The sequence below is a fragment of the Cetobacterium sp. 2A genome, assembly GCF_014250685.1.
Taxonomy (GTDB): Bacteria; Fusobacteriota; Fusobacteriia; order Fusobacteriales; family Fusobacteriaceae; genus Cetobacterium.
Genome location: NZ_JACFAJ010000005.1, coordinates 36,028 through 58,721 on the forward strand (window position 1 = coordinate 36,028; position 22,694 = coordinate 58,721).

General features: G+C 30.6%; 24 protein-coding genes. 22 read left to right on the forward strand and 2 right to left on the reverse strand.

The genetic code is table 11. The features are described 5' to 3' along the window. Positions 1 to 172: 172 nt before the first annotated feature. The 22 genes from H3N56_RS03030 (at position 173) to H3N56_RS03130 (ending at position 21,180) form a co-directional block, all read left to right on the forward strand. Positions 173 to 1,069 carry a terminase small subunit gene (locus H3N56_RS03030; RefSeq protein ID WP_185879834.1) on the forward strand — a complete coding sequence of 299 codons (897 nt, stop codon included), beginning with the start codon at positions 173 to 175 and terminating at the stop codon, positions 1,067 to 1,069. After that, positions 1,041 to 2,447: a PBSX family phage terminase large subunit gene (locus tag H3N56_RS03035; RefSeq protein WP_221893424.1), complete on the forward strand. Its 1,407-nt coding sequence runs from the start codon at positions 1,041 to 1,043 to the stop codon at positions 2,445 to 2,447. Before H3N56_RS03030 ends, H3N56_RS03035 begins: the two co-directional genes overlap by 29 nt. 43 nt (positions 2,448 to 2,490) lie before the next feature. Continuing rightward, a complete protein-coding gene (locus H3N56_RS03040; protein WP_185879835.1) occupies positions 2,491 to 3,936 on the forward strand; it encodes a phage portal protein in 1,446 nt (481 codons plus the stop codon). Continuing rightward, positions 3,929 to 5,035: a phage minor capsid protein gene (locus H3N56_RS03045; RefSeq protein ID WP_185879836.1), complete on the forward strand. Its 1,107-nt coding sequence runs from the start codon at positions 3,929 to 3,931 to the stop codon at positions 5,033 to 5,035. The genes H3N56_RS03040 and H3N56_RS03045 overlap by 8 nt, the downstream gene beginning before the upstream one ends. A gap of 12 nt (positions 5,036 to 5,047) precedes the next feature. Further along, positions 5,048 to 5,737: a phage scaffolding protein gene (locus H3N56_RS03050; protein WP_185879837.1), complete on the forward strand. Its 690-nt coding sequence runs from the start codon at positions 5,048 to 5,050 to the stop codon at positions 5,735 to 5,737. 15 nt (positions 5,738 to 5,752) lie between these two features. Then, positions 5,753 to 6,970, forward strand: coding sequence for a major capsid protein (locus H3N56_RS03055; RefSeq protein ID WP_185879838.1), 1,218 nt, complete (start codon positions 5,753 to 5,755; stop codon positions 6,968 to 6,970). Then, complete coding sequence (locus H3N56_RS03060) at positions 6,963 to 7,406, forward strand: hypothetical protein (RefSeq protein WP_185879839.1); 444 nt, start codon at positions 6,963 to 6,965, stop codon at positions 7,404 to 7,406. The genes H3N56_RS03055 and H3N56_RS03060 overlap by 8 nt, the downstream gene beginning before the upstream one ends. 3 nt (positions 7,407 to 7,409) lie before the next feature. Beyond that, a complete protein-coding gene (locus H3N56_RS03065; RefSeq protein ID WP_185879840.1) occupies positions 7,410 to 7,754 on the forward strand; it encodes a hypothetical protein in 345 nt (114 codons plus the stop codon). Beyond that, positions 7,732 to 8,070, forward strand: coding sequence for an HK97 gp10 family phage protein (locus tag H3N56_RS03070; RefSeq protein ID WP_185879841.1), 339 nt, complete (start codon positions 7,732 to 7,734; stop codon positions 8,068 to 8,070). Before H3N56_RS03065 ends, H3N56_RS03070 begins: the two co-directional genes overlap by 23 nt. Continuing rightward, positions 8,063 to 8,395 (forward strand): hypothetical protein, encoded by a 333-nt coding sequence (locus H3N56_RS03075; protein WP_185879842.1) that lies wholly within the window; start codon positions 8,063 to 8,065, stop codon positions 8,393 to 8,395. Before H3N56_RS03070 ends, H3N56_RS03075 begins: the two co-directional genes overlap by 8 nt. After that, positions 8,395 to 9,249 carry a phage tail tube protein gene (locus tag H3N56_RS03080; protein ID WP_185879843.1) on the forward strand — a complete coding sequence of 285 codons (855 nt, stop codon included), beginning with the start codon at positions 8,395 to 8,397 and terminating at the stop codon, positions 9,247 to 9,249. The genes H3N56_RS03075 and H3N56_RS03080 overlap by 1 nt, the downstream gene beginning before the upstream one ends. Positions 9,250 to 9,340: 91 nt before the next feature. After that, positions 9,341 to 9,955 carry a hypothetical protein gene (locus H3N56_RS03085; protein ID WP_185879844.1) on the forward strand — a complete coding sequence of 205 codons (615 nt, stop codon included), beginning with the start codon at positions 9,341 to 9,343 and terminating at the stop codon, positions 9,953 to 9,955. Positions 9,956 to 10,067: 112 nt separating this feature from the next. Beyond that, positions 10,068 to 10,337, forward strand: a complete 270-nt coding sequence (locus tag H3N56_RS03090) for a hypothetical protein (protein ID WP_185879845.1) — start codon at positions 10,068 to 10,070, stop codon at positions 10,335 to 10,337. A 15-nt stretch (positions 10,338 to 10,352) separates the two neighbouring features. Further along, positions 10,353 to 10,760, forward strand: a complete 408-nt coding sequence (locus H3N56_RS03095; RefSeq protein ID WP_185879846.1) for a type II toxin-antitoxin system HicB family antitoxin — start codon at positions 10,353 to 10,355, stop codon at positions 10,758 to 10,760. 70 nt (positions 10,761 to 10,830) lie between these two features. After that, positions 10,831 to 15,309, forward strand: coding sequence for a phage tail tape measure protein (locus tag H3N56_RS03100; protein WP_185879847.1), 4,479 nt, complete (start codon positions 10,831 to 10,833; stop codon positions 15,307 to 15,309). An 11-nt stretch (positions 15,310 to 15,320) separates the two neighbouring features. Then, positions 15,321 to 16,049, forward strand: a complete 729-nt coding sequence (locus tag H3N56_RS03105; protein ID WP_185879848.1) for a hypothetical protein — start codon at positions 15,321 to 15,323, stop codon at positions 16,047 to 16,049. 3 nt (positions 16,050 to 16,052) lie between these two features. Further along, entirely contained in the window at positions 16,053 to 17,801 is a 1,749-nt protein-coding gene (locus H3N56_RS03110; RefSeq protein WP_185879849.1) for a hypothetical protein, read from the forward strand. A 10-nt stretch (positions 17,802 to 17,811) separates the two neighbouring features. Beyond that, complete coding sequence (locus H3N56_RS03115) at positions 17,812 to 18,435, forward strand: hypothetical protein (RefSeq protein ID WP_185879850.1); 624 nt, start codon at positions 17,812 to 17,814, stop codon at positions 18,433 to 18,435. After that, a complete protein-coding gene (locus H3N56_RS03120; protein WP_185879851.1) occupies positions 18,435 to 20,165 on the forward strand; it encodes a tail fiber domain-containing protein in 1,731 nt (576 codons plus the stop codon). Before H3N56_RS03115 ends, H3N56_RS03120 begins: the two co-directional genes overlap by 1 nt. Beyond that, entirely contained in the window at positions 20,158 to 20,280 is a 123-nt protein-coding gene (locus H3N56_RS13335) for a hypothetical protein (protein ID WP_255492140.1), read from the forward strand. Before H3N56_RS03120 ends, H3N56_RS13335 begins: the two co-directional genes overlap by 8 nt. A 13-nt stretch (positions 20,281 to 20,293) precedes the next feature. Beyond that, a complete protein-coding gene (locus H3N56_RS03125; RefSeq protein WP_185879852.1) occupies positions 20,294 to 20,731 on the forward strand; it encodes a phage holin family protein in 438 nt (145 codons plus the stop codon). A 2-nt stretch (positions 20,732 to 20,733) separates the two neighbouring features. Further along, positions 20,734 to 21,180, forward strand: coding sequence for a hypothetical protein (locus H3N56_RS03130; RefSeq protein WP_185879853.1), 447 nt, complete (start codon positions 20,734 to 20,736; stop codon positions 21,178 to 21,180). 66 nt (positions 21,181 to 21,246) lie between these two features. On the opposite strand, the gene H3N56_RS03135 is transcribed toward H3N56_RS03130, so the two are convergent. Together H3N56_RS03135 and H3N56_RS03140 are read right to left on the reverse strand one after the other, a co-directional pair. After that, on the reverse strand, positions 21,247 to 21,540 hold the full coding sequence (locus tag H3N56_RS03135; protein ID WP_185879854.1) for a hypothetical protein: 294 nt from the start codon (positions 21,538 to 21,540) through the stop codon (positions 21,247 to 21,249). Positions 21,541 to 21,550: 10 nt separating this feature from the next. Then, positions 21,551 to 22,666 (reverse strand): hypothetical protein, encoded by a 1,116-nt coding sequence (locus H3N56_RS03140; RefSeq protein WP_185879855.1) that lies wholly within the window; start codon positions 22,664 to 22,666, stop codon positions 21,551 to 21,553. Between the last annotated feature and the right edge of the window lie 28 nt (positions 22,667 to 22,694).

The window sequence follows — 22,694 nt, forward strand, 5'->3', positions numbered from 1 at the left end:
TATCTAATATTTTACAACCTTTTGGATTAAAAAGCAAAAAAATCTATAAAAAATAAAAAAAGTAGAAACGTTGCCAAATTTTGGGCAACAAAAGAGGATATAGTGAAGAGACTAGTTTGTTGGAGGATAAATAATAATGAGAATAAGAGCTCCATCTAAAGTGGGTGGTTAAGTGGAGAAGTATGAATTAGCTGAATCAGATTATAAGAATGGAATGAAGTATAAAGATATCGCAGATAAACATAAGGTATCACTTAATACTGTAAAGAGTTGGAAACAACGATATAAATGGTGTAAAGATGAAGAAAAGGTATGCGTACAAAATACAAAAAAGTATGCACACAAAAGTGAAGAAAATAATGCATATGAAAAAGTAGTAAAAGAAGAAATTTTAGAAACTTTTATTGATAGCGAACTTACTGATAAACAAAGACTTTTCTGTATATATTATATGCAAAACTTTAATGCTGCCAAGGCAGCTATCAAAGCTGGATATAGCAAAGTAACAGCTATGGAGCAAGGTTGCAGGTTGTTAAGAAATGTTAAGGTAAAAGAGTATCTAAATGAGCTAAAAGAGTTTTATGCACAAGATGATTATTTAGAAACAAAAAGAATTTTAGAAAGACATAAACAAATAGCTTTTGCAGATATAAAAGATTTTGTTGAATTTAAAACAACTGAAGATGATTTAGGATTAAAAAGATGGAACTTTAAAATCAAAGATGATGACGAAGTAGATGGCACTTTAATTAAGAAGATTGGGTATGGTTCAAATGGACCTATGATTGAACTAGAAGACAAAGGTAAATCTTTAGATTTTCTAAACAAATTTTATGGATTAGATCCAATATTTGAGATAAATAAAGAGAAACTGAAAATAGAAAAACAGAGATTATCATTAATAACTCAAGAAAAGATAGCTATAACTCAATTGAAGTTATTAGAAACTAAAATTAAAGTAAATGATCCAACTGTAGGAGAGACAGAGAGAGTAGTAGAGGAAGAATTAGAAAAGTGGAAAGAGGAGGGAATATGGAATATTGAAGACACAACAGATGTCAAATTATAACTTTACACGTATGGAAGTAGAGAATTGTTTTAGATTAAATATTCAGAGAAGTCAAAGAAAGAAATCAACTGAGATATTTAATCTTATAGAGCCAAGTTTGAAGCAAAAGAAAGTAATGACTTGGTGGAGAGAGGAAAGCCCGTACAAAGATTATGAGGGAATAGTTTCAGATGGATCAGTCAGATCTGGAAAAACTTTATCAACATCATTTAGTTTTTTAGAGTGGGCTATGCACTCATTTAACGAGGAGGATTTTGCATTTTGTGCTAAGACTGTAGGAGCTTTTAAGAGAAACATACTGAAGGATCTTAAAAAAATAGCTAAAAGAAATGGTTACAAAGTAGTAGTTAAGACTACAGATAATCTGATTATAATTTCTAAAGGAGAAGTAAAGAATTACTTCTATATGTTCGGAGGAAAAGATGAAGGATCATCTGAACTGATACAAGGTAAAACATTAGCTGGAGTTTACTTTGATGAGGTTGTCTTAATGCCAGAAACTTTTGTATCTATGGCCATGTCAAGATGCTCAGTTGAGGGATCTAAGTTTTGGTTTACTTGTAATCCAGGAAGTCCGTTTCACTGGTTTAAAACTGATTATATAGACAAAGCAGGAGATAAGAAATTTCTATACCTTCATTTTACAATGGAAGATAATCCATCCTTATCTTTAAAAATCAAAGATAGGTACAAAAATCTATATACGGGAGTATTTTATAAAAGATACATTCTGGGATTATGGGTAGGGGCTGATGGACTTGTCTATTCATTCACAGACGATAACTTAATAGATATTGATGATATTCCTAGGTGCGATAAATACTATATATCAGGAGACTATGGGACACAAAATCCAATGGCTTGGGGATTCTTTGGAGTGAAGAACAAAGGAAGAGAGAAATATGTTTATTTAATAGACGAATATCATCATTCGGGAAATGAGACTCAAAAACCTAAAGATGATAGCCAATATGCTGATGAGTTTATAGCTTGGAAAAGTAAGCTTGAAAGTGAACATGGATATATACAGTTTGCAATATTTGACCCTTCAGCAGCTTCTTTCCGTATAGCATTACAAAACAAGCATATAACAGTTAGAAAGGCTGTTAATACGGTCAAAGGACAGTCGGATGAAATAGCTGGAATACCTTTAGTACAAACATATTTAAGTAATAAAAAATTCTTTGTTTGTAATAGATGTGAAAAAACAATATCAGAGTTCTATACCTACGCGTGGGATACTAAAAAATTGGAGAGAGGAGTAGAAGAACCAATTAAAGCCTTTGATCATCATATGGATAAGGCAAGATATTTATTTAACACTGTAATAGGATTTGAGAAACTTAATGTTCCTAGAAATAAACCAAGTGGATTTTAGTATTTGCTTAAAGTGTTAGGAAAGGAGGTGAGAGAAGCTGCCTATGAATTATAAAGACATACAAAATAATATTAAAGATTATATCTCAAATCATAAATCAAGAATACCAACTATCACGAGATATAGAGACTATTCTAAAAATGCAGTTGGAAGGTATCACAAAGGCAGGATTGTTAAGAATTTAAGACTCCAAAATGAAGTAGCTCGACATTTAACAGATGAAGGAGTACTACAAGCTTACGATTCTGAGGGGAATGGGTATTCAACAGGAAGAACAATATTAGATATTTTAGTAGAAGATACATTACCGAAATCATCTATAGAAACATTAAAAAAATATTCTGTAGGAGAAAAACCTAAAATAATAGTTCAGGAAGAGGCTAGACAATGGCTTAAAGATTTTGAAATTAGAGAAGGTCTCCATAAGAAATTTAAAAAATTAGTTCATGACTCTTTGGTTGTTGGGGATAGTTTCTTTAAAGTCGAGAAACGAGAAGGGAAAGCTAAGGTAATCTTACTTAAAAAAGAGAATGTGATTATAGTTCCTGATTCATGGAATGGATCAGAAGCTGGATTATATATTTATGCAGAAGAGAGAAAGAACGATTTAGGAGAGATTTATTCGTATGTAGAAGTATTTCAACCAGATGGAAAAGTTCATGTATTAAATAACGAAAGTAAAGCTTTTGTGAAAATAGATAATAAAAAAATCAATGGAGATGTGGATATAGAGCTAGGAGAGTTTAATATACATCATGTGAGTGGTATTTATGAAGATGAAACATCACTATACTCAAATTCTATATACGAAGGGTTGACAAGTACATTTGTTGAATTAACAACAAGATTAACATCAATTTCAGGAGTATTTAACAAATATACAAATCCTAAAATGGTTGGAGCATTAGACTTTAGTGAACCTGACACAACGACTGGAGAGAGAATTGTAAAGGAAAGAGATTATTATTATGGGGAAGATTCAACTTTGACAGATTCTTTGAGATATTTAGCTCCTCCAGTGGATCATATGAAAGTTACTTACCCTCATCTAGAAAGAATGCTTAAAAATGCTTATGGCCAATTAGGGGTTAATGAAATCTCTTTAGGTCTTACCCAAGATGGTGGGATAGCATCAGGAGAAGCTTTCAAAAAAGCCATAACTCCAACTCTCAATACATGTAGAGATATAGCAAATAATCTATATGTTCCTCTTATAAAGCTATATCAGCAAGCATATAAGATAGAGACAGGAAAAGAGTTGGATATAGATATAGAGTTTCAAGATGGAATAAGTCTTTCAGAAAAAGAGGCAATCGAAAACGAAAGGGCACTCATAGATGCGAAGCTTATTTCAAGAACAACTTTGCTTAAAAATAGAGGAGTAGCTAACCCGGAGCAAGAGTTGAAAAAAATAGCTGAAGAACAAAAGATTCTTGCAGATATGTTTGAGGATGCAGAGGTTAATATTCCTGGAGGCATAAATGAATAAAAAATCTACAGATAGATTGATAAAGTTATATCAAGAGACCATTGATAATCTTCTTTATTCATTTGAAAAAAAGCTAAGAGATAATAAAGTCATAGATTATGAGATTTATTTAATTAAAAGCCTTTTAAAGGCTTTTACGGAAGCTAAAGAGATACGAGGAGAGATAAGACACTCACTCCAGGAAGAATATATAAAACAAAAAATAGAAGAGTGGGAGAAAGCAAAACCTTTATTATCTCCAAAGCAACAACTAATCGATTTTGAGAAGTTTACAAAGATTGATTCTAGAGAGATTGAAACTATTTATTCAATGTTTAACGATAAGATTAATAGAGCAGAGAAAGGAATAGGTAGACAGGTTAGAGGTTGGTTTGAGAAAGAACAAAAAGCAATAACAAATGCGACAAATAGAGCTACTAGAGACCAACTAACAAGTAGATTTATGGGAAAAAGTAAGGAAGAGGCCATAAGTGGTCTAGTGGATGGATTAAGAGAAAATATCTATTTCAAACTCATAGATAAAAATGGGAATCCTTTAAAGATGAAAATAGATTCATATGCAAATTTAAGCTTAAATAGTATGTTTCAGCAAGCTAGAAATACAGCAACTATAAACACTGTAAAGCAGCTTGAAAGTGATTTGGTGATATTTTCAAAGCATTACTGGACTTGTGAAAGCTGTGCAAAATATGCGGAAGGTAGAGTTTATAGCATAAAGAGAGGAAATAAAGATTATCCTTATCTTTATGAAACAGTTCCAGGATTTATACAAGGGTATAATTCACTACATCCTAACTGTAAACATCTTTTAAGTGGATTTTTTGAGACTGGGAGAAGCAAAGAGGAAATAGATGAAATAAAAAGGCGCTCAAACAATCACGAAGATAACAGAAGAGATAAAGACAGGGAGAAATACAATATAAAACAAAAACTTAATATATATAATGCGAGGAAAAGAGCACTAGAGATAGAGCTAGACCGCTTCAAAGGGGTCAAGATAACAGATAGCAATGTAGAGACAATACAAACTCTAAGACTTAGATTAAAGAACGTTAAAGCGATTATTAGAGATTTAAATAAAAGGTTAAAAGAACTATAGGAGGAGAGAAGGATGAACAAATCAATGTTTAAATTTAGAGGGATCCAAATATTTGCTGCGATTACAGCAGATGCAATTAGAGAGGCTATAAAAGATTTGAAAACACCTGAAGAGATTCAGGCTAAATTAATAGAATTAGGAACTGTAAAGATTGAAACCAAAGAGGTTGTAAAAGAACATACAAAAGAGAGTGTTGATGCTTTTATAACCCAAAATAAAGAATATGCAGATAGTTTGTATAATTCAAATGTTAAAAATTATTTGGCTCAAAAGTTGGGTAAAAAAGCAGATGAAATAACAGATGATGAAATTAAAGCAGAGTTAGTAACGAAAATCAAATTAGATGAAGAGGTTGGAAAATATAACAATAGGTTAGTAGAGAACGAAATAGAGAAACATTTAGGTAGTAATTATGAACTATTAAAACCTCACATCAAGTTAGATACTATAAAAATTGATGCTGATTTTAAAATAGTAGGATTAGAAGAACAAATAACATCACTAAAAACAAACTATCCTGATTTGTTTAAAGCTAAAGAAGATGGAAAACCTGGAGATGGAACGGGAGGTGGAAAAGGAATTTTAACAGAAGATAATCCCTGGAGTAAAGAACATTGGGATGAAAATAAACAAATAAATCTTTTTCAAACAAACAAAGAATTAGCGGAAAAGTTTATGAACGAGACAGGATATAACTACTAAAATTAGGAGGGAACAATGAGAAAATCAAAAGAAGTAAGAGTGAAACAAATAGAGGAGAAGAGGTTATTGAGTAACCAGCTTAATATACAGTTGTTTGCTGGACCAACAGGTGCAACAAAAATATCAGATGTTGTAGTCCCACAGATATTTGCTGGATATATGAACAAGGAACCTTTAGAGCTTAATGCTTTTTATCAAAGTGGGGTAATGGTAAGAAATAGTGAATTTGACGGATTAGTAACGAGAGGTGGATTTACCTTCACTATGCCTTACTGGGATGAATTGGAAGGGGAATATGAAGAAAGAACAGATTCAGACACAGGTCTTCCTAACTTTAATAAAATCACAGCGAAATATGAAGTTGCAGTAAAGCTATTTGACAAATATACGGCTGGATCTTCTCAATTAGCATCTGAACTTGCAGGAGCAGATGCAATAAAAGCTATAAGACAAAAGTTCAATCATAAAATATCAAACTTAGATCAAAAGAGAATATTGAGTCTTTTGAAAGGGGTATTTTCTTCAGCTGAAATGCAAAGTAATATTTTAGATATAACAACAAGAACAGGAACTGCTCAAAACTTTGGAGTTACAACTGTGATTGAAGGGCAAGGATTACTTGGGGATAGACAAAAGAATTTAGCAGCAATAGCAGTACACTCAACTACTTACACCTATTTAAAAATGAAAAATTTAATTTCAAGTATTAAACAAAGTGAACAAGGACAAGAAATAGAAGTATATGCAGGAAAAAGAATTATTATAGATGATGCGCTAGTTCCTACAGCAGATGGAGTTTATACAACATATTTATTTACGTCAGGGTCTATAGCGTACGGAAGAGGTGGAGAGAAATATCCAGTAGAATCTGGAAAAATTCCTTTTATGGAAGAGGAAGGTATTTTAGTTAGAAAAAATCATACGTTCCATATCAGAGGGACAAAGTGGGATGGGAAAACAGATGGGATGTGTACAGTAGAAGAACTTGAAAAAGGTGATAACTGGAAAAAAGTATACTCTCACAAACAAATTCCAGTAGTTTTAATAAAACATAAAGTAGATTTAACAGAATTTACAACTTCTCCTAAGAGTGGAGCTGAAGAAATTGGGAAAGCTATAGCAACAGCTTTAAGTGGGGCAATTCCTCAAAATATTGTAATAGAAAATTCTATTACAGAAGAAACTAATGTAGCTCCAGAAACTAAAGGAAAAGGTAAAGATAAAAATGAATAAAAGCTATTTAACTCTTCTGGAGATAAGCGAGATAATTCAGAATGAAGAGCCTAATATTTATGAAGAATTTTATAAATTAGAAGATAGTAAAAAGCAATATGCAGCACAAAGAGCTACTTTTAAAATTGAAAATCTTGGAATTGTTAATAAAAGTAAAAAGGTAGGGGAATTAACTTTCCCTCTTCTTTATCAAAATGGAATCTTAGGGTTTGATATTCAGCTGTGTGTAGCATTAGAAACATTATATATAGCTTTAAATAAGCGATCAGAAGAGATTAAACTATCCCAATTAGGGGTTGTATCAAAATCAGATAAGAGTGCATCAGTTACATTTGATAAAGGTTTGGTAACAAGTTTGAAAAATTGTGAGTTTAATAACTTAAAAGCATATAACTTTATAAAAAAATATATTCCAAAATCTTTTAATATGAGGTGAGAAATGACTCTAGGAGAGATGCTAGGATTTAATAAAGATTTGATAACTATTTGGGAAAAACATCCTACAGATCAAAAGGATGAAATAGGTAGGCCTAAAATAATTTTCATCAAGCATATTGTTAAAGGTAGGTGGGAGTATAAAACTAAAGTTATTAGAAAGAATGGAACTGACATTACAAGTACTGCAATGTTAATAGTCCCTTTTAATCCATATGGAAAAGAACTTCTTTATGAGAGGTTGGAGAATAAAGAAGAATTACCAGGAAAAGAAGCTTTAAAGTCTCTAAGTTATGAAGAGATTAGCCAGCTAGGAGGTGAGACTATTGAGTGGATTATCTATATCTAAAAGATTAAATCAAGCAGTTGCTAAAGCATTAAATAAATATGGAGAGAGACTCCATGAAGAAGTTTTAAAGGCCACACCTTTGGATACTGGTGAATTAAGAAGAAGTATCTATAAAACTGAGGCTACAGAGGATAGTTTAACAATAGAGGTTGGAAGTAGAGGGGCAATAGCTCCATACAATGTATATGTTCATGAAATACCAAAAACAAATTATTCTACAGAAGGTACAGGACATAAATTTTTAGAAAGACCTTTTGAAGAAACAAAGCACTTAGTTTCTGAATTTATAAAAGAGGAGATAAAAGAGAGTGATTAAAGAAATAGCAAAACTTTTGAACGAAAGCGAGTTAGGATATTTAGCTAGTCTTGGCTATTCTAGTGAGAAATCGGAAGGAATCTTTATATTAGATACAAACTCTCAAGGGGTAACAAATACATCTATAGAAGACAGTATTCAAATATTGGTTCAGGTAAATGATTTAGTTATGGATCCGTACTTGAAAGCTAAAGAAATATCAGAAAGAATTATATCTATTCTTAAAGAAGAAACAGGAGCTTATCAGGTTAGATCTAGATATGTAGGAGCCAATTCAACATTACAGATATTTAGTATCAACTTTAAAATTGGAGGAGTTAGATAATGGCAGAGAAAGAAAATAAAGTTCTAAAGAATATTAAAACAGCAGATAAGAAAAAGAAGATAACAGAGATAGCTCACAATTCAAGAGAGAGATTTCTAGAAGTAGAGTTAAATGGAGCAGGAGTTGTAGTCGGATTAAGTTCATATTCAGTTTTAAAAGGTCAACCTAATTATGTGGGAGATTTTAAAACAATATTCCCAGCATTAGAAAGCTCTAAAGGAGCTATTGATTCAGATAACCCCAAAATATTTACTATAACTGGAGTAGAAACTGTCCCAATATTCAAAGATGGAATGTCAGCTATTCTTTTTAACAAAACTGAATTGGATGCTCTTAATACTGAAGAAAATTTCAATAAACTAGCAGATCCAGATCTAGTAGAGACAATACCGATTATATCTATAGTAGACAAGAAAATAACTTTAAAAAGAGAGCCTTTGGACGGAACATTTACAGATATAATTATTTCTGAAAATGAGGGATTCTTCCAAATAGGACAACTAACAAACTTTGATGCAAATGAGAGCCAAGATGAGATAAGTGTTGATACCCAAACTTCTGGTGGATACAAAGGATCAATAGGAGGGTTAAAATCAGCTTCAATAGAAGGGATAGCTGGAATATATGATGCATCAATCCCAACAGTTGCTATTCTAATGGCAGCTTATAACAACGAATCAACAGTAAGAGTAAGACAGGGAGCTATGAAGGTTAAGTTTGCTCCATATACAGTAGGGATTTATAAAGTATCTGAATTTACAACATCTGGTGAAGTATCTGGAAATAGCAAATTAGAATATAAATCAGCTTTAAAGTTACAATCAGGTCAAATTGAAAAGAAAATATTCAATTAAATAATATTAAAGGGGGATTATTCCCCCTTTAGTCTATAAATGTAAGTAAATATATTTATTTAGATTTATAGACTAAAAGAGGAGGGCTAAGTTGAAGTTAATTATAAATGATAAGCAATATACATTAAAATACAATCTTTTATCAAGAATAAAACTTTCTCAAAAATTTGAAAGTGAACAAGATATGTTGGAGTTAATACAAGAACAAGATTTAGATAGTTTAGTCATATTCACGAGATATTGTATTCAAGAGGATATTTCAGATGAAGAATTTTTAAATTCGTATCCCTTGATTCAAGAAACAAAGCAAGCTCTACTAGAACTGTCTATCAAACTCATTAAAATGGCTGTAGATCCCTTTGAGTTGAGAACTTCAGATAAAGACTCAGAAGAGCTAGAGAAATATATAAAAACAGATTATAAAGCTTTAATTTTGGAACTTATGAGTAAAGGTTATACCCAGAAAGAAGCTTTGAATTTAACAAATTGGGAAATATCTTTGGTATTTGAATCAGATTATAAAAAGTTAGAAAGAGAAGTTTTACATACAAATACAATAGTAAATACAATGATTGGAATTATGGGTGGAAAAGAAAAGTTTGATTTGCTAAACAGGAAAGAAAATACAGGGAGTTTAGAAGATAAATATCCTTTGGAAAGCAAGGCTTTAGACTTATTCTACTCTTTAAAGAATAAGGAAGAATAGGAATCTAGGAACATTGGAAATTTAATAAAAATAATTAGTAATCCGTAATCGTATTGACATATTATTTATTTCTGTAGTATCTTATGGAAACGTTTAAAAGGAGATAGAAGAAATGAACGATATTGTGTATCCAATTATTTTAACTTATATAGATGAGAGAATTTTTGTAGAAATTCCCGATTTTAAGACAGAAAAATGTGCTACTTATGGAAATAATGTAAATGATACCATTAAGAAGTCTAAAGAATTATTAAAAAAATTAACCCTAGAGCATGAAGACATTGAAAAAAAACTTCCAAAACGTTCTAACATGAAAGAAATTAGAAAGAAGCTTAAAAAAAATCAGGAAGCTATTTACATAAGTTTGTGGCTTCCATTTTAAAAAAGGGGGAGAAAAATGAATGATATTGTATATCCGGTAATCTTAACTTATATAAATGATGTCATATATGTTGAAATTCCTGATTTTAGCACTGGAGAATGTGCTACTTATGGGAATAATATCAACGATACCATTCAAAACTCTAAGGAATTATTAACTCTTCTTATTACAGAATATGAAGATTCTAAAAAGAAATTACCAAAACCTTCAGGGACAAAGGATTTTAGAGCTAACCTTGGAAACAATCAGGAAGTTATTTATATAAGTTTGTGGCTTCCATATGAAAAAGCTCTAACAAAAACAGTATACAAGAAGAAAACTTTGAATATTCCAACATGGCTAGACATGTTAGCAACAGAAAAGAATATTAACTTTTCTCAAGTACTCCAAAAAGCACTAAAAAAAGAATTAGGAATTGAATAATAAAGCTTTAACCACGGAATTTACAATCTCCGTGGTTTTTTATTTCTCAAAAATAGAGGGGAGGTAGTAGATGGAAGAAAATTTAAAAATAATTATAGGAGCAAATACCCGTAAAGCTGAAGAAGATATAAAAAATCTTGGAAAAATAGTTCCTGAATTTACTGCGGAAATAGCTTTAAAATTTAAGAAAAAAAACGAATTGCAAAATGAAATTAAAAATGTCCAAAATCAACTTGATAAAGTAGCCTTGAATCCAAAGGCATTTGATAAAGAGCAAGTGAAACAATGGCGAGCTCAAATAAAGGAAGCTAAGAAGGAAATTAAGGAACTTAAAGTTGGAACTGGCGGAAGCCTTTTTAAAGAGGCCTTTGCTGATGCTAAAACCCTTATCTCTATTGTCAAATCTATTAAACTAGATCCAAAAGCTTTTTCAACTGAAGATATAAAATTATTACGGGCTGAAATTGAATCTACAACTTTGAAAGCTAAAGCTCTAAATTATACAGATGGGAATAATAAAACCCAAAATCTTGTTAATCAATTGAAAAATAGTTCATTAGAGTTAGATAAAATAAATAATCAATCTGGTCATACTAAAAAGGCTTTTGGAATGATGGATATAGCCGTTGGAAATTTAGCAGCAACATTAGCTACAAAAGTCTTAGGAGCTTTAAAAGATATTACTTTAGAAGGAGCTAAGTTCAATCAGCAGATGGAATTTGCAACTGAAAAAGCAAGAACTATTTCAGCTTCTGGTGGAGCGAGTATCAACTCAAATACATGGAGAATAGCTAAAGATACTGGAGTTAATCCATTGGAGCTAAAAGAAGGGCTATATCAAGTTGTTTCTGCTATAGGAGATACTCATAAAAAGTATGCTCTACTAGAAACTGCAAATAAGCTTGCAACTGTTGGATTTTCAACTACAACAGAATCAGTAAATGGATTAACTACAGTTTTAAATGCTTATAACTTAGAAATCGAAGATGCTGATAGGATAGCTAATATATTTGTAAGAACACAAAAAGTAGGGAAATTAACAGTTCAGGAATTTAATAGAGAACTTTATAAAACTGTTCCAGTTGCCAAAGAACTTAGAATTGGAATTGATGAAGTTGGAGCTTCTATAGCTCTTTTAACAGCGAAAGGCTCTAAAGCAGAAATAGCACAAACACAAATGGGTGCATTCATGTATGAGCTCTTAGATGTTGGAAGTGACGTATCTAAACTATTCACACAAATTTCAGGACAAAGTTTAGATAGTTATATGAGTAGTGGTGGAAACTTTGAAGGAATTTTAAGACAACTTAAAGATTATTCAAATGCAAATAACTTTAAAATAGAAAGCTTATTTGGAAGAAAAGAAGCAAAATCTTTTTGGCTAAACATAGGAAATGATATAGATGGATACATTAATAAACTAAATGCAATTAATGACCCTGTTAATGAACTACAGAGAAATTTTGAGAATTTATTAAATACTGAAGAAAAAAGACTAGCTAGAGCCAATAATTACTGGCTTCAATTTAAACAAACAATAGGAAGTGTTGCAGGGGAAGTCTTAGCAAGTATTGGAGACCTTGTTACTGGTGCGGATACAGAAACGGCAGCAAGACAAAGATTAAATAATGAATTAGATAATTCAATAAAAACTTTAGAAGAACTTTCTAAAAAACAAACTTTAAGTAAAGAAGAACAAGTAACTTTTAATAAAGCTATTGAAAATTTAACAATTTTGGCTCCAGGAGTTGCTGAAACATATAAAGAGTGGACTTTAAATGGCGGAGATTACGCAGAAGTATTAAAAGAGATCCATAAAGCTCAAAAGAAAGTAAATGAAGAAGCTAGTATTATTACTTTGAAAAGTAAAGAACAAGAAATAAAATCAACAAGAAAGCAACTTGCTGATGTTGAAGCTAAGCTTGGAAGAGGAAGATTTAATACTGGGGAGTTTAATAGATATCAAAAAGAAGAATATGAAAAAAATGGAGAGTATCCTGCAAAAACATTCGATGAATGGTTAAGAGAAATTAAATTACCAAAAATACAAAACTCTGCTAATAATAAAGAAAAAATTGAAGATTTAGGTTATTTTCAATTGCGAGAATCTTTAGTGAAACAATTAGAAAAACAAGTAACAGATCAAAAAAATATAGAAGATAAACTGTTGAATCCAAATTCTGAAAAATTACAGTCACTAAAAGAGAATAAAACAAAAGAGAATAAAACGATAGAAACTACTTCTCAAACAGAAGGAAATTACACTAACTGGGATGCTAAAAATAAAGAATTAGAAAGAACAAAACAAAGAGCTATCATTGAAGCAAAAAAAGAATATGCTGTACAATTGAAAACTACAACAGATGGAACAAGACCTAAAATAGATGAAGCTTATCAAGGTAAACTATCTAAAATTGAAGATGACAGTAGAATAGCGGGGCTTGAAATTAAGATTGAAGAATTAAAATCAAGGATACTTAATGAGAGAGATAAATCGATTGTAGAAAAGACTAATAATGAAATTAATAGTTTAACTCTTGAAAAAGATGATGTTCAAGCAAATGCAGCAATTAGAGAAGAGAATAATAGAAAAAATCAAGAGAAATTGAGAAAAGAAGAACAAGAAAAACTATATAAACTCCAGGAACAAGATATCAAAAATGATTTTAATGATAAAAAGATTGAAGTAGAAAGAAAGTATCAAGAGAACCTAAAAGAAATAGAAAGCAGCTTCTCTGAAGAGAGATACAGTAGATTAAAAGAAGAGAGGGAAAGAGAATTAGCCTTAATTAATACCGACGAAAAAATAACCCTTTTAAAATCAAAAAAAGATAAATTAGATCCAAATAAAGATTCTTCCGAGATTAAATCTATCAACAATGAGATAACTTCTACTCAGCTAAATTTTGATACTACCGGGTTGGAAGAATCAACTAAAAAGAGAATAAAAGAATTCGAAGATTCTATAAATAGCGTTACTAAAAATTTAAATAATTTATCAAAAGTATTTGATGCAACAGGAAACAAAACTGCTTCAAACATGATGAAAGGGGCAAGTGCTATTTTTGATACTGTAAGTAATATGCCTACAGAAACTTTGGATAAAATATCAAGCTCCTTAGGTGCTAGTAGTGCTTTTAAAGATACCTCAGTTGGTAAAGGATTAGAGGCCTTTGGAAATGGAATGGGAGTAGGTTCTGGTGTAGATGCTGCTATTTCAGGAGGGAGTCAAGAAGGGCAAATCGGTTCAGCTGTAGGTTCGGCTGCTGGAGCTGGATTAGGATTTGCTATTGGAGGTCCTGCGGGTGCACAAGTGGGAGCAATAGTAGGGGGTTCAGTTGGTGGAGCCACGGGGGGATTATTTGGTAACAAAAAGAAAAAGAAAGCAAAGAGAGAGAAGAAAAGAGCTGAGGAAGCTCAAAAAAGACTTCAGGAAGGGCAAATATCGGGACAATTTAAATTTCAAGATACAATTGAAGCCTTTAATGAAGAATTAGAAAAAAGTGGGTTAGGAACTAAAGTTAATATGTTAGATCAAGTGTCTAAAAATACTAACTATGATGATATTAAAAGTTCTTTAACTGGAGCACAAGTTGGAAAAGATGGAATGAGTATTTCTCAATTAAAAAAACTTATGCCGCATATGCAAGAGCAAGAGATTATGGATTGGTTTAAAGCTACAACTGGTGGAGCGGTCGTTAATGGAGACACTATTTCAACAGGAGAAGGGAAATATGGAGCAATAGATATCGGAGCATTGGCACAACAGATAACACAGGCAAATAGAGAGCTTGAGGAGTCTCTAAAAGAAACTATTAAGAACATCATAGACTTTTCAGCAGATAAAATAAGTGGAGTAGTGAGAGAGGGATTTGGGGATGGAATAGATGACTTAGGAGATAATCTTGAAAAAGCTGTTGCAGACAGCTTGAAGAATGCCTTTTTACAAACTGAAATAGCAAAGGGTCTATTTAATGGATTAAGTGATAAGGTAACAAATATGATAACTGACATGTTTAAGAATGATAAAAATCTAGGTATTGATTTGGATATATCAAATCTTGAGAATTTATCTTTAGATGAATATATAAACCTCATAAAACAATATATGGAACTTGGGAATGAAGAACTAAAGAGTATCTTTGAGTCTTTAGGTATATCTTTAGATAATCTAAACAATACTGTAGATAAAGCCAATAAAAATAGTAAGAACACTGTTCAAGGAATGGCAACTAATCTATGGTTACAAAACTTAGGAAATCATCAAAGTGATTTAAATGGTCTAGTAAACACCCTAAATACTATGAATTTAAGAACTGATAATCTAATGAAATCTGAAAAGAATGCAATATCTATTCCACAATTAAAAGAAAACTCTTTAGAGAAAACTTTAAAAAATATAATGATTGAAATACCAGAATTAAAAGTTGATAACGTGATATCTCTTGAAATTGGAGGAAAAGCGTTTGATTTGAAAATTAATGAAGTTGTACAAAAAGCTAAGAGAATTGATAATCAACAAATGAAAGCTACAGTTAGATATAGATAAGGTGGTAAAGCATGATAAGAACAGAAAATTTAAAGGCGGAAAATACAGATCATATAATAACTATCGAAAAAAATATACAAACTGAAATAGTTACAATCCATTTTGATTTTATTTTAGAAAAAGATGTTACCCCAATATTTCTTTTGCCTTCGTGGGCTAAATCTAAATTTGAAACAATAAATTTAAGTGGAGGAACAATTCTTCTTCCTGATTTAGTGAGAAATAGAAGTATTGAAATTGAATTTAAAGGGTTTATAAGAAATCATTCGGAACTGTTGTTTTCAACCTCTTATTCAAATGAATACACAGGTGATTTTAAGTATTCATGTGTAGCTAATGATAAAGTTGGAATAATTATAAACGGAATAAGAATTAATAGTATTTCAACGATAAATAATACAACTATTTCAACAATGTTATCTATAGTTAGAAATCATCAAGGAGAGCTAATATCTAGTAGTACTTTTGATTCTAAAAGAAAAAGAAAATTTAACATTCAAACTATACCTATGACAGATAATCCATACGAACTGAAAAAAGGTCTTATTATAAATTCTATTGATGAATTTGAAAGATCTATCTATGGAAATTTTGTAGGAGAATGGATAGTTATTTGTATTCATGGAAAAAAATATAAGACATTATTAACTGGAGAAGTAGAAGAAAAGCTTCAAAAGGTACATATAGATGGCAAACTAAAACTAGGAAAATCATATTCCTTCACATTAGAGGAGGTTTAATAATTGAAAAGAAAATACCAGGTTAAATATGAAATCCTCAATAATGTTGGAGAATGGCAAGATATTACCAATTTAGTTATAGGAACCACAGAAATTAGATTAGGAAACACTAATGGAATTGGAAATAATAGTTTCGGACTTGATAACCTAAAGAAATTTGCAGATATAACAACTCACTGTAATATCAATGAAGCTTTAACAGTTCAACCGGCACTATCTACCAACCAATTTCAGCCAAATAGACGGATAAGGGTAAAAGTCAGAACAGTTGAATCACTTCAATCCTATAATTATGACTTTGCTGGGATTGAAAAAGATTATCTATTTATTAGAAATTTAAAAAGAGTCCAAAATGTAAAGATAGTTTCTTTAAATGATGGTGGAGAAGATTTGACTCCAAGCGAAGCAAATATTGAGATAACGAGTATTTCAAAAATGAATAATGGAGTTTATCTTTATTTCAACAGAATATTACAAAAATATGAAAATATAAATTTATTAATAGAGGTAATTGCAAGTGATTTAGACAGTGATAGAGTTGAAATTGAAGGGAATGAGACAGATGAGTATTATATTCCTAACGTTGATCCAGATGTAATTGAACTTTTAGGATATTACAAATATCACTTTGTTCCTTGGTCTAAAGGTTATCTTTCTAGATTATATTTTAGTGATAGATACGGAGTTGAATACTTATATTTTTCTAAAGAAGAGGATCCTTTAAATTTCCCTTATGAAATTATGAAAGTAACAAAAGAAGGAACAGGAATTAGAGTTAAATTAAATAAACCTATTCCAAAAAGAGTCAGACTTGTAGTATGTCTGCTTTTTAACTCTAAAGAAGATGTTATTATCTTTGATGGATATATAGACGACTATACAACAAATGAATATCACCAAGTAACATATATATGCCAAGATTTATCGTGGAAACTTGATGTTATGGCAATAAATAAGACTTATCCTAAAAATACTACTTATGTAGATACTATAAAAGCTATTTTAGAAGATAATAAACAAACTGATTTCGAGTTTATATATGGCGTTGAAAGTGCTGATAATACTACAATTCTAACAGAAGATTACAAAATAGAAAATGTAACTATCTGGGAAGCTATCCAGAAGCTAGCATTAGCTAAAGGATGGGCTCTATACTTTAAATACAATAGAAGCAAAAACAAGCAAGTTTTAGCCTTTGAAGACATTGTTAATGTTAATTATATTACTTATCAATTAAATACCTATGACCTAATAGGAAATTTCACCTCTTCTGGAGGATTAAGTGAAGTTAGAAATATTGTAGAAGTCATTTATAAAGATAAGGAGTTATCTAAAGAGAACATCATTGAAGTTAGAAGTCAAGGAAGTATAGACCTCTACCAAAGAGAAAATAGACTAACTTTAGGTCTTGAAGTTACCAAAGATGTAGTAACAACAAAAGATAGAGCTCTTAATTTGGCCAATATGGCTCTTAGTGATTTAAAAGACCCGCAGGTTAGTTACTCAATAGAAACTACCTTGATGCCTAAGTTAAAATTAAATGATGAACTTTGGTTTATACATCCAAACATAACAGAACAACCCTTACACCTCAGAGCTCATTCAATAGTTCACAGAATTTCTGTTGAGGATGATGGATCCATGGAGTGTACAACATCCATCTTAGGAGGAGGGAAAATATCATACAAAAGAAATAACTGGCTTTATGTAGACAGCAAAATAAAAGATGATACAGTTACTATAATTAAATAAGGAGACCTACATGAATAGATTAGATCAACTAACAAAAACATTAGAAGGTGTTATTTCAAACATTACAGAAGTATATAAACCTGAAATTTATAGCACTGATATAAATACTTTAAATAAACCAATGGCAGACATACCGGCAGGTCATGTATTAAATACAAACTGGGATAATCTTTGTAATTCTCTTAAACTCTTAACAAATTTTAATATTGAAATGGCTAAAGAAGTTAAAACTTTATTAGAAGCTTGTCCACATGGTGTAGGCGAAGTCTTAATTACTTCATCCAATACAAATCCTGAAACTAGATGGCCTAAAACTAAATGGAAAAGAATAACAGAAGGATTCATCCATCCTGTTATTGATGGAGAACCATTATTTAAAACTCTAAATCAAACTGGGGGAAACTATGAAATAAATCTACTTTTAAAGCACCTGCCAGAACACGGTCACGATGTAGGTGGTTTTACTGATGCGAGATGGGGATTTTCACCGTCAATTCAACAATCGGGAGAACAATTTAAAAGTGGAAAAGGTGGAACTTTATGGAAATTGAAAACTGATAAAGTTGGTGAAGGGAAACCTTTTAGTATTGTACCTAAATATATAACTAAATATATATGGGAAAGGGTGAGTTAATGAGCACTGGAATTATAAATTTAAAAGTGAAAGCTGGTGTTGTGACAGGACCATCAGGATTATCAATTTCAAAGATAGTATTTAAAGAAAAACTTCCAAATGGAGATAGTGTTTATAAAGTCATAAGAGAAGATAACTTCATTATAGGGGAATTCACTATTCCAAAAGGAGAACAAGGTATACAGGGTATTTTAGGTCCTAAAGGTGAAGATGGTGTTGGAATTTCTAATATAACCCATGTAAAAGAGGGGCTTACTAATAGAATTTTGATATCTCTTACAAATGGAACTAGTTATCCAGTCAATCTTCTAGATGGTGAAAGTGCTTTTGAATTATGGTTGGGAAAAGATAATGAAGGAACATTAGAGGATTTTTTTGAAGCTTACAGAGGTTTCTCAATAAAAATTTTAAAATTTAAAGAGACACTTCCAAACGGTGATAATGTATATGAAATTTTTATTGATAACGATGAAAAAATAGGAGAATTTATTTCTCCTAAAGGTACAAAAGGGAATTCTTTTCATATTTTTAAAACATATTCATCAATTGTTGAGATGGAAAATGATTTTATCAATGATGAAATTCCTATTGGATCATATGTAGTTATCTCAAGCGATAATTTAGACAATGCTAAACTATTTGAAAAAAAACAAAAAGGATTTGAATTTGTTGTTAAAATGGCGGGAGAGTTTGAAACTTTAAAACCAGCAACTAAAACTAAATTAGGTGGAGTGAGAGTTGGTGTAAATATGCAGATTAATCCAGATGGAGTAATTAACCCAATATATCCAATTTCAACAAAAAATGGAAGAGGTATAGTTCAAATAGGAGAAGGAATTAATATTGATAATGGAAAAATATCAGTTGGTGGTTCATTTAGATACAACAGTTCTTCAGTAATTTTCAATAAAGTTGATGGTGAAGAGATGCTTGAAAGAAATAATACAGCGGTAGGAAATGAAGCTCTCTTTAAAACAAGCTCAGGCACTGATAATACAGCGTTTGGAAGTGAGGCTTTATGCGACAGACAATACAGTGCAAGTGGGAATACAGCTTTGGGATCAGGGTCTCTTCGTAATTTACAATATGGAGATTTCAATACAGCGGTAGGATTTCAGAGTGGAGAAGGTATTAATGATTTTTCATTCACAACATGTTTAGGATACAAGTCAACTGCAACTGGAGATCATCAACTACAACTTGGTGATAGATCTACAACAGCTTATTGTTATGGGAGTGTTCAGAATCGTTCGGACGAAAGAGATAAAACTGATATAAAAGATACGGAACTAGGACTAGGGTTCATTATGAAATTAAAGCCTAGGGAATACAGATTTGACTATAGAGAATCTTACAGAGATTATCAAGAAATTGATAAAATTAGAAAAAAAATAGAAAAATTAAATAAAAAGGGTAGAAAGATAAATCATGCAGAAGCATTGAAAATATTTGATATTGAAAATATAAAAAAAGATGGAAGTAAAAAAGGATGGAGACTTCATCAAGGATTTATAGCGCAAGAAGTATTTCAAACTATGAGAGAACTGGGAGTTGATTTTGGTGGCTATCAGGACCATTCTATAAATGGTGGAAAAGAAGTTTTAAGTATTGGTTATACTGAGTTTATACCAGTTCTAACAAAAGCAATACAAGAACAGCAAAAACAAATAAATGAATTAGTAAAAGAGATGCAACAAATTAAAAAACACATGGAGAAAACTAATGAATAAATTTATTACTGTAACAAAAGTTATTTGGAATAGTGTAAAAATATTTTTACACATAACTGGAGGGAAAGACAAAATTAAAAAAATGACCAAAATTGAAGCAGACTTCAAAAAGTAAGAAAGGAGATTTTGTGAAAGATATACTAGAAAATTTAATGCTCTATATAATAAATCTTTTTAAATACCTTTGTTTAGGCTTTATTATTCCGCTTATAGGAGGTTTTGATAACGCTTTAGAATCTCTGTTTATTCTAACAGTGTTAGATGTCATAACAGGTATTTTAAAAGGAATTAAAAATGGAAATGTTTTCTCTCGTACCATGTATAAAGGATTTATTTTTAAGAAACCTTCAATATATATTGCAATAACTGTAATGTATCAAATTGACAAATCAGGAGCATTAAAAGACCTCGGATTTTCCCTGAGAGAAATGTTAATAAATGCGTGCATCATAATGGAGGGTATTTCAATCTTGGAAAACTTAGAAAATCTAGGTTTTCCTATCCCTACTCCAATTAAAAATATTTTAGCTTCAGTAAAACATAAAGAAAGTATAGAAGGAGATTAAAAATGTACAAGAGCAAATATTTTAAAGTTAAAGAATTAGTATCTCCACAAGTATATGAAAAGCTTGGAGACGATGCTAGAAAATATATAAGCGACAATATCTGGTTGTTCCTGGATACCTTAAGAGAAGATTTAGGGGTTCCTGTATTAGTTAATAGACCAAGTCATGGGATAACACAAAGAGGGCTTAGAACAACTTTAGATAGCATTGTAATAGATAAAGTAAAATCAAACAAATTATATTTAAGTGCCCATGTGCTGGGGAGAGGTGTAGACTTTGAAGTTCCAAATATGGATATGAAAAAGGTTTACGAGAGAATTATTAACAATCAAGAAAAATATCATATGATTACAAGAATCGAGGATCCAGAAGTGACTCTAAAAAAAGGATATATCCATGTAGATGATATGCATACAGACAAAAATGGAATATATATTTTTAAACCTTAAAAAAATAAAAGGCTCCTCAATAAAACTGAGGAGTCTTTTTGTATTATGAAAAATTACAATTAATATTTATATTCTTCCGTTAATTCTATAGATATAAAATAATGCTAAAGCTACTATAATAAAAATTATTCTACTTACCCATGTTTCAGCCATCAATATACCTGTAACATGTTGAAAATAATCTAGTAAAGCCCAAAACATCCAAGTTCCCATAAGAAAAGCAAGATATATAATTACATGATCAGAATCAAAAGGAGCAATGTAATCTATTTCTAAATATGTTTTTAAAGTTAAAATACCTATAAAAATAAATGGTGGTAAAAAGTATTTTATAAATATTTTTTTAAAATCAACTTTCATTAAAACCTCCTTACTTTATATCTGTATTTTTTGGCATTATGATATTATTTATTTTAGGATAGCTTTTTTCTCTTTTTTCTAATTCAGATTTAAACCCCTCTTTTGTTGCATATATATCAAGCCCCATATCTTTAGTAAATTGCACTGTTGCTTTTAATGGTGTTAATCCTATATATTTTGTTGGTTGCAATTCTCTACCAAAGTGACTAACTTTTACATTTTTAATTTTAATCGTAAATAAAATTCCTTCTCCTTTTATATTTTTTAATGCTTTATATCCGTTTATAACTTTTCCACCTAAATCAAAAACAGAAAATACAAGATTTCCAATGTTATATATATCTTCTCCTAAATTTTTATTTAGTTGAACAGTTGGATATTTTCTATTTATACTTTCAGAAATTATTTTTCCAAGTGGTTTATAAAACCAATCTCTGGTCATGTTAAAACTTCCCATCTTATCTGGGGTGCCTTTAGCTACAAAATAAACATCTGCTATAAACTCAGTTATCATACCTGTCGTATGTGCTATCAGTATAAACGATACTGATAGAGGATTATGTTTTATAGTTTGACTAATTCCAATTGTTGCCGCTAAGTTACTGGTACTCATTAGAGTTTTACTCCAGTCCATAGATAAAATAATTAATTCGTTAGATACATCTTTAATTTCAATATTTCCAACATAAGAACTTAAACTATCGGCTCCTGTTTCTCCTCTACCATCTAAAGGTTGTAATTTATATTGTCTTATAACTACATAGAACATATGTTTTCCCTTATTAAAAAACTCTATATAATCAGCTACAAATCCGTTAAATATATATTCTCTAATAACATGGCCACTTCTGACAATTTTTATATTAATTCTTTTTAACCATTCTATTTTATCCCCATTCGTTCTGCACCATTTATTTAATTTTAATATATTTTCACCGTTTATATCATCCGCATGTCGAATATATCCTTTTATAGCAAAAATTCCATGCTTTAAAAATATCTTAATATCTTCTATGTCTATTTGTTCAAATGAAATTGTATCATTTTTAAAAAGTGAATTGATTGTTATTTGTGTTTTTGCGGTCTCATCTTCATAATTATAAATTTCAATAGTCTTATTTTTCATACCGAGACTCCTAAGTTTGTTTTTCTAT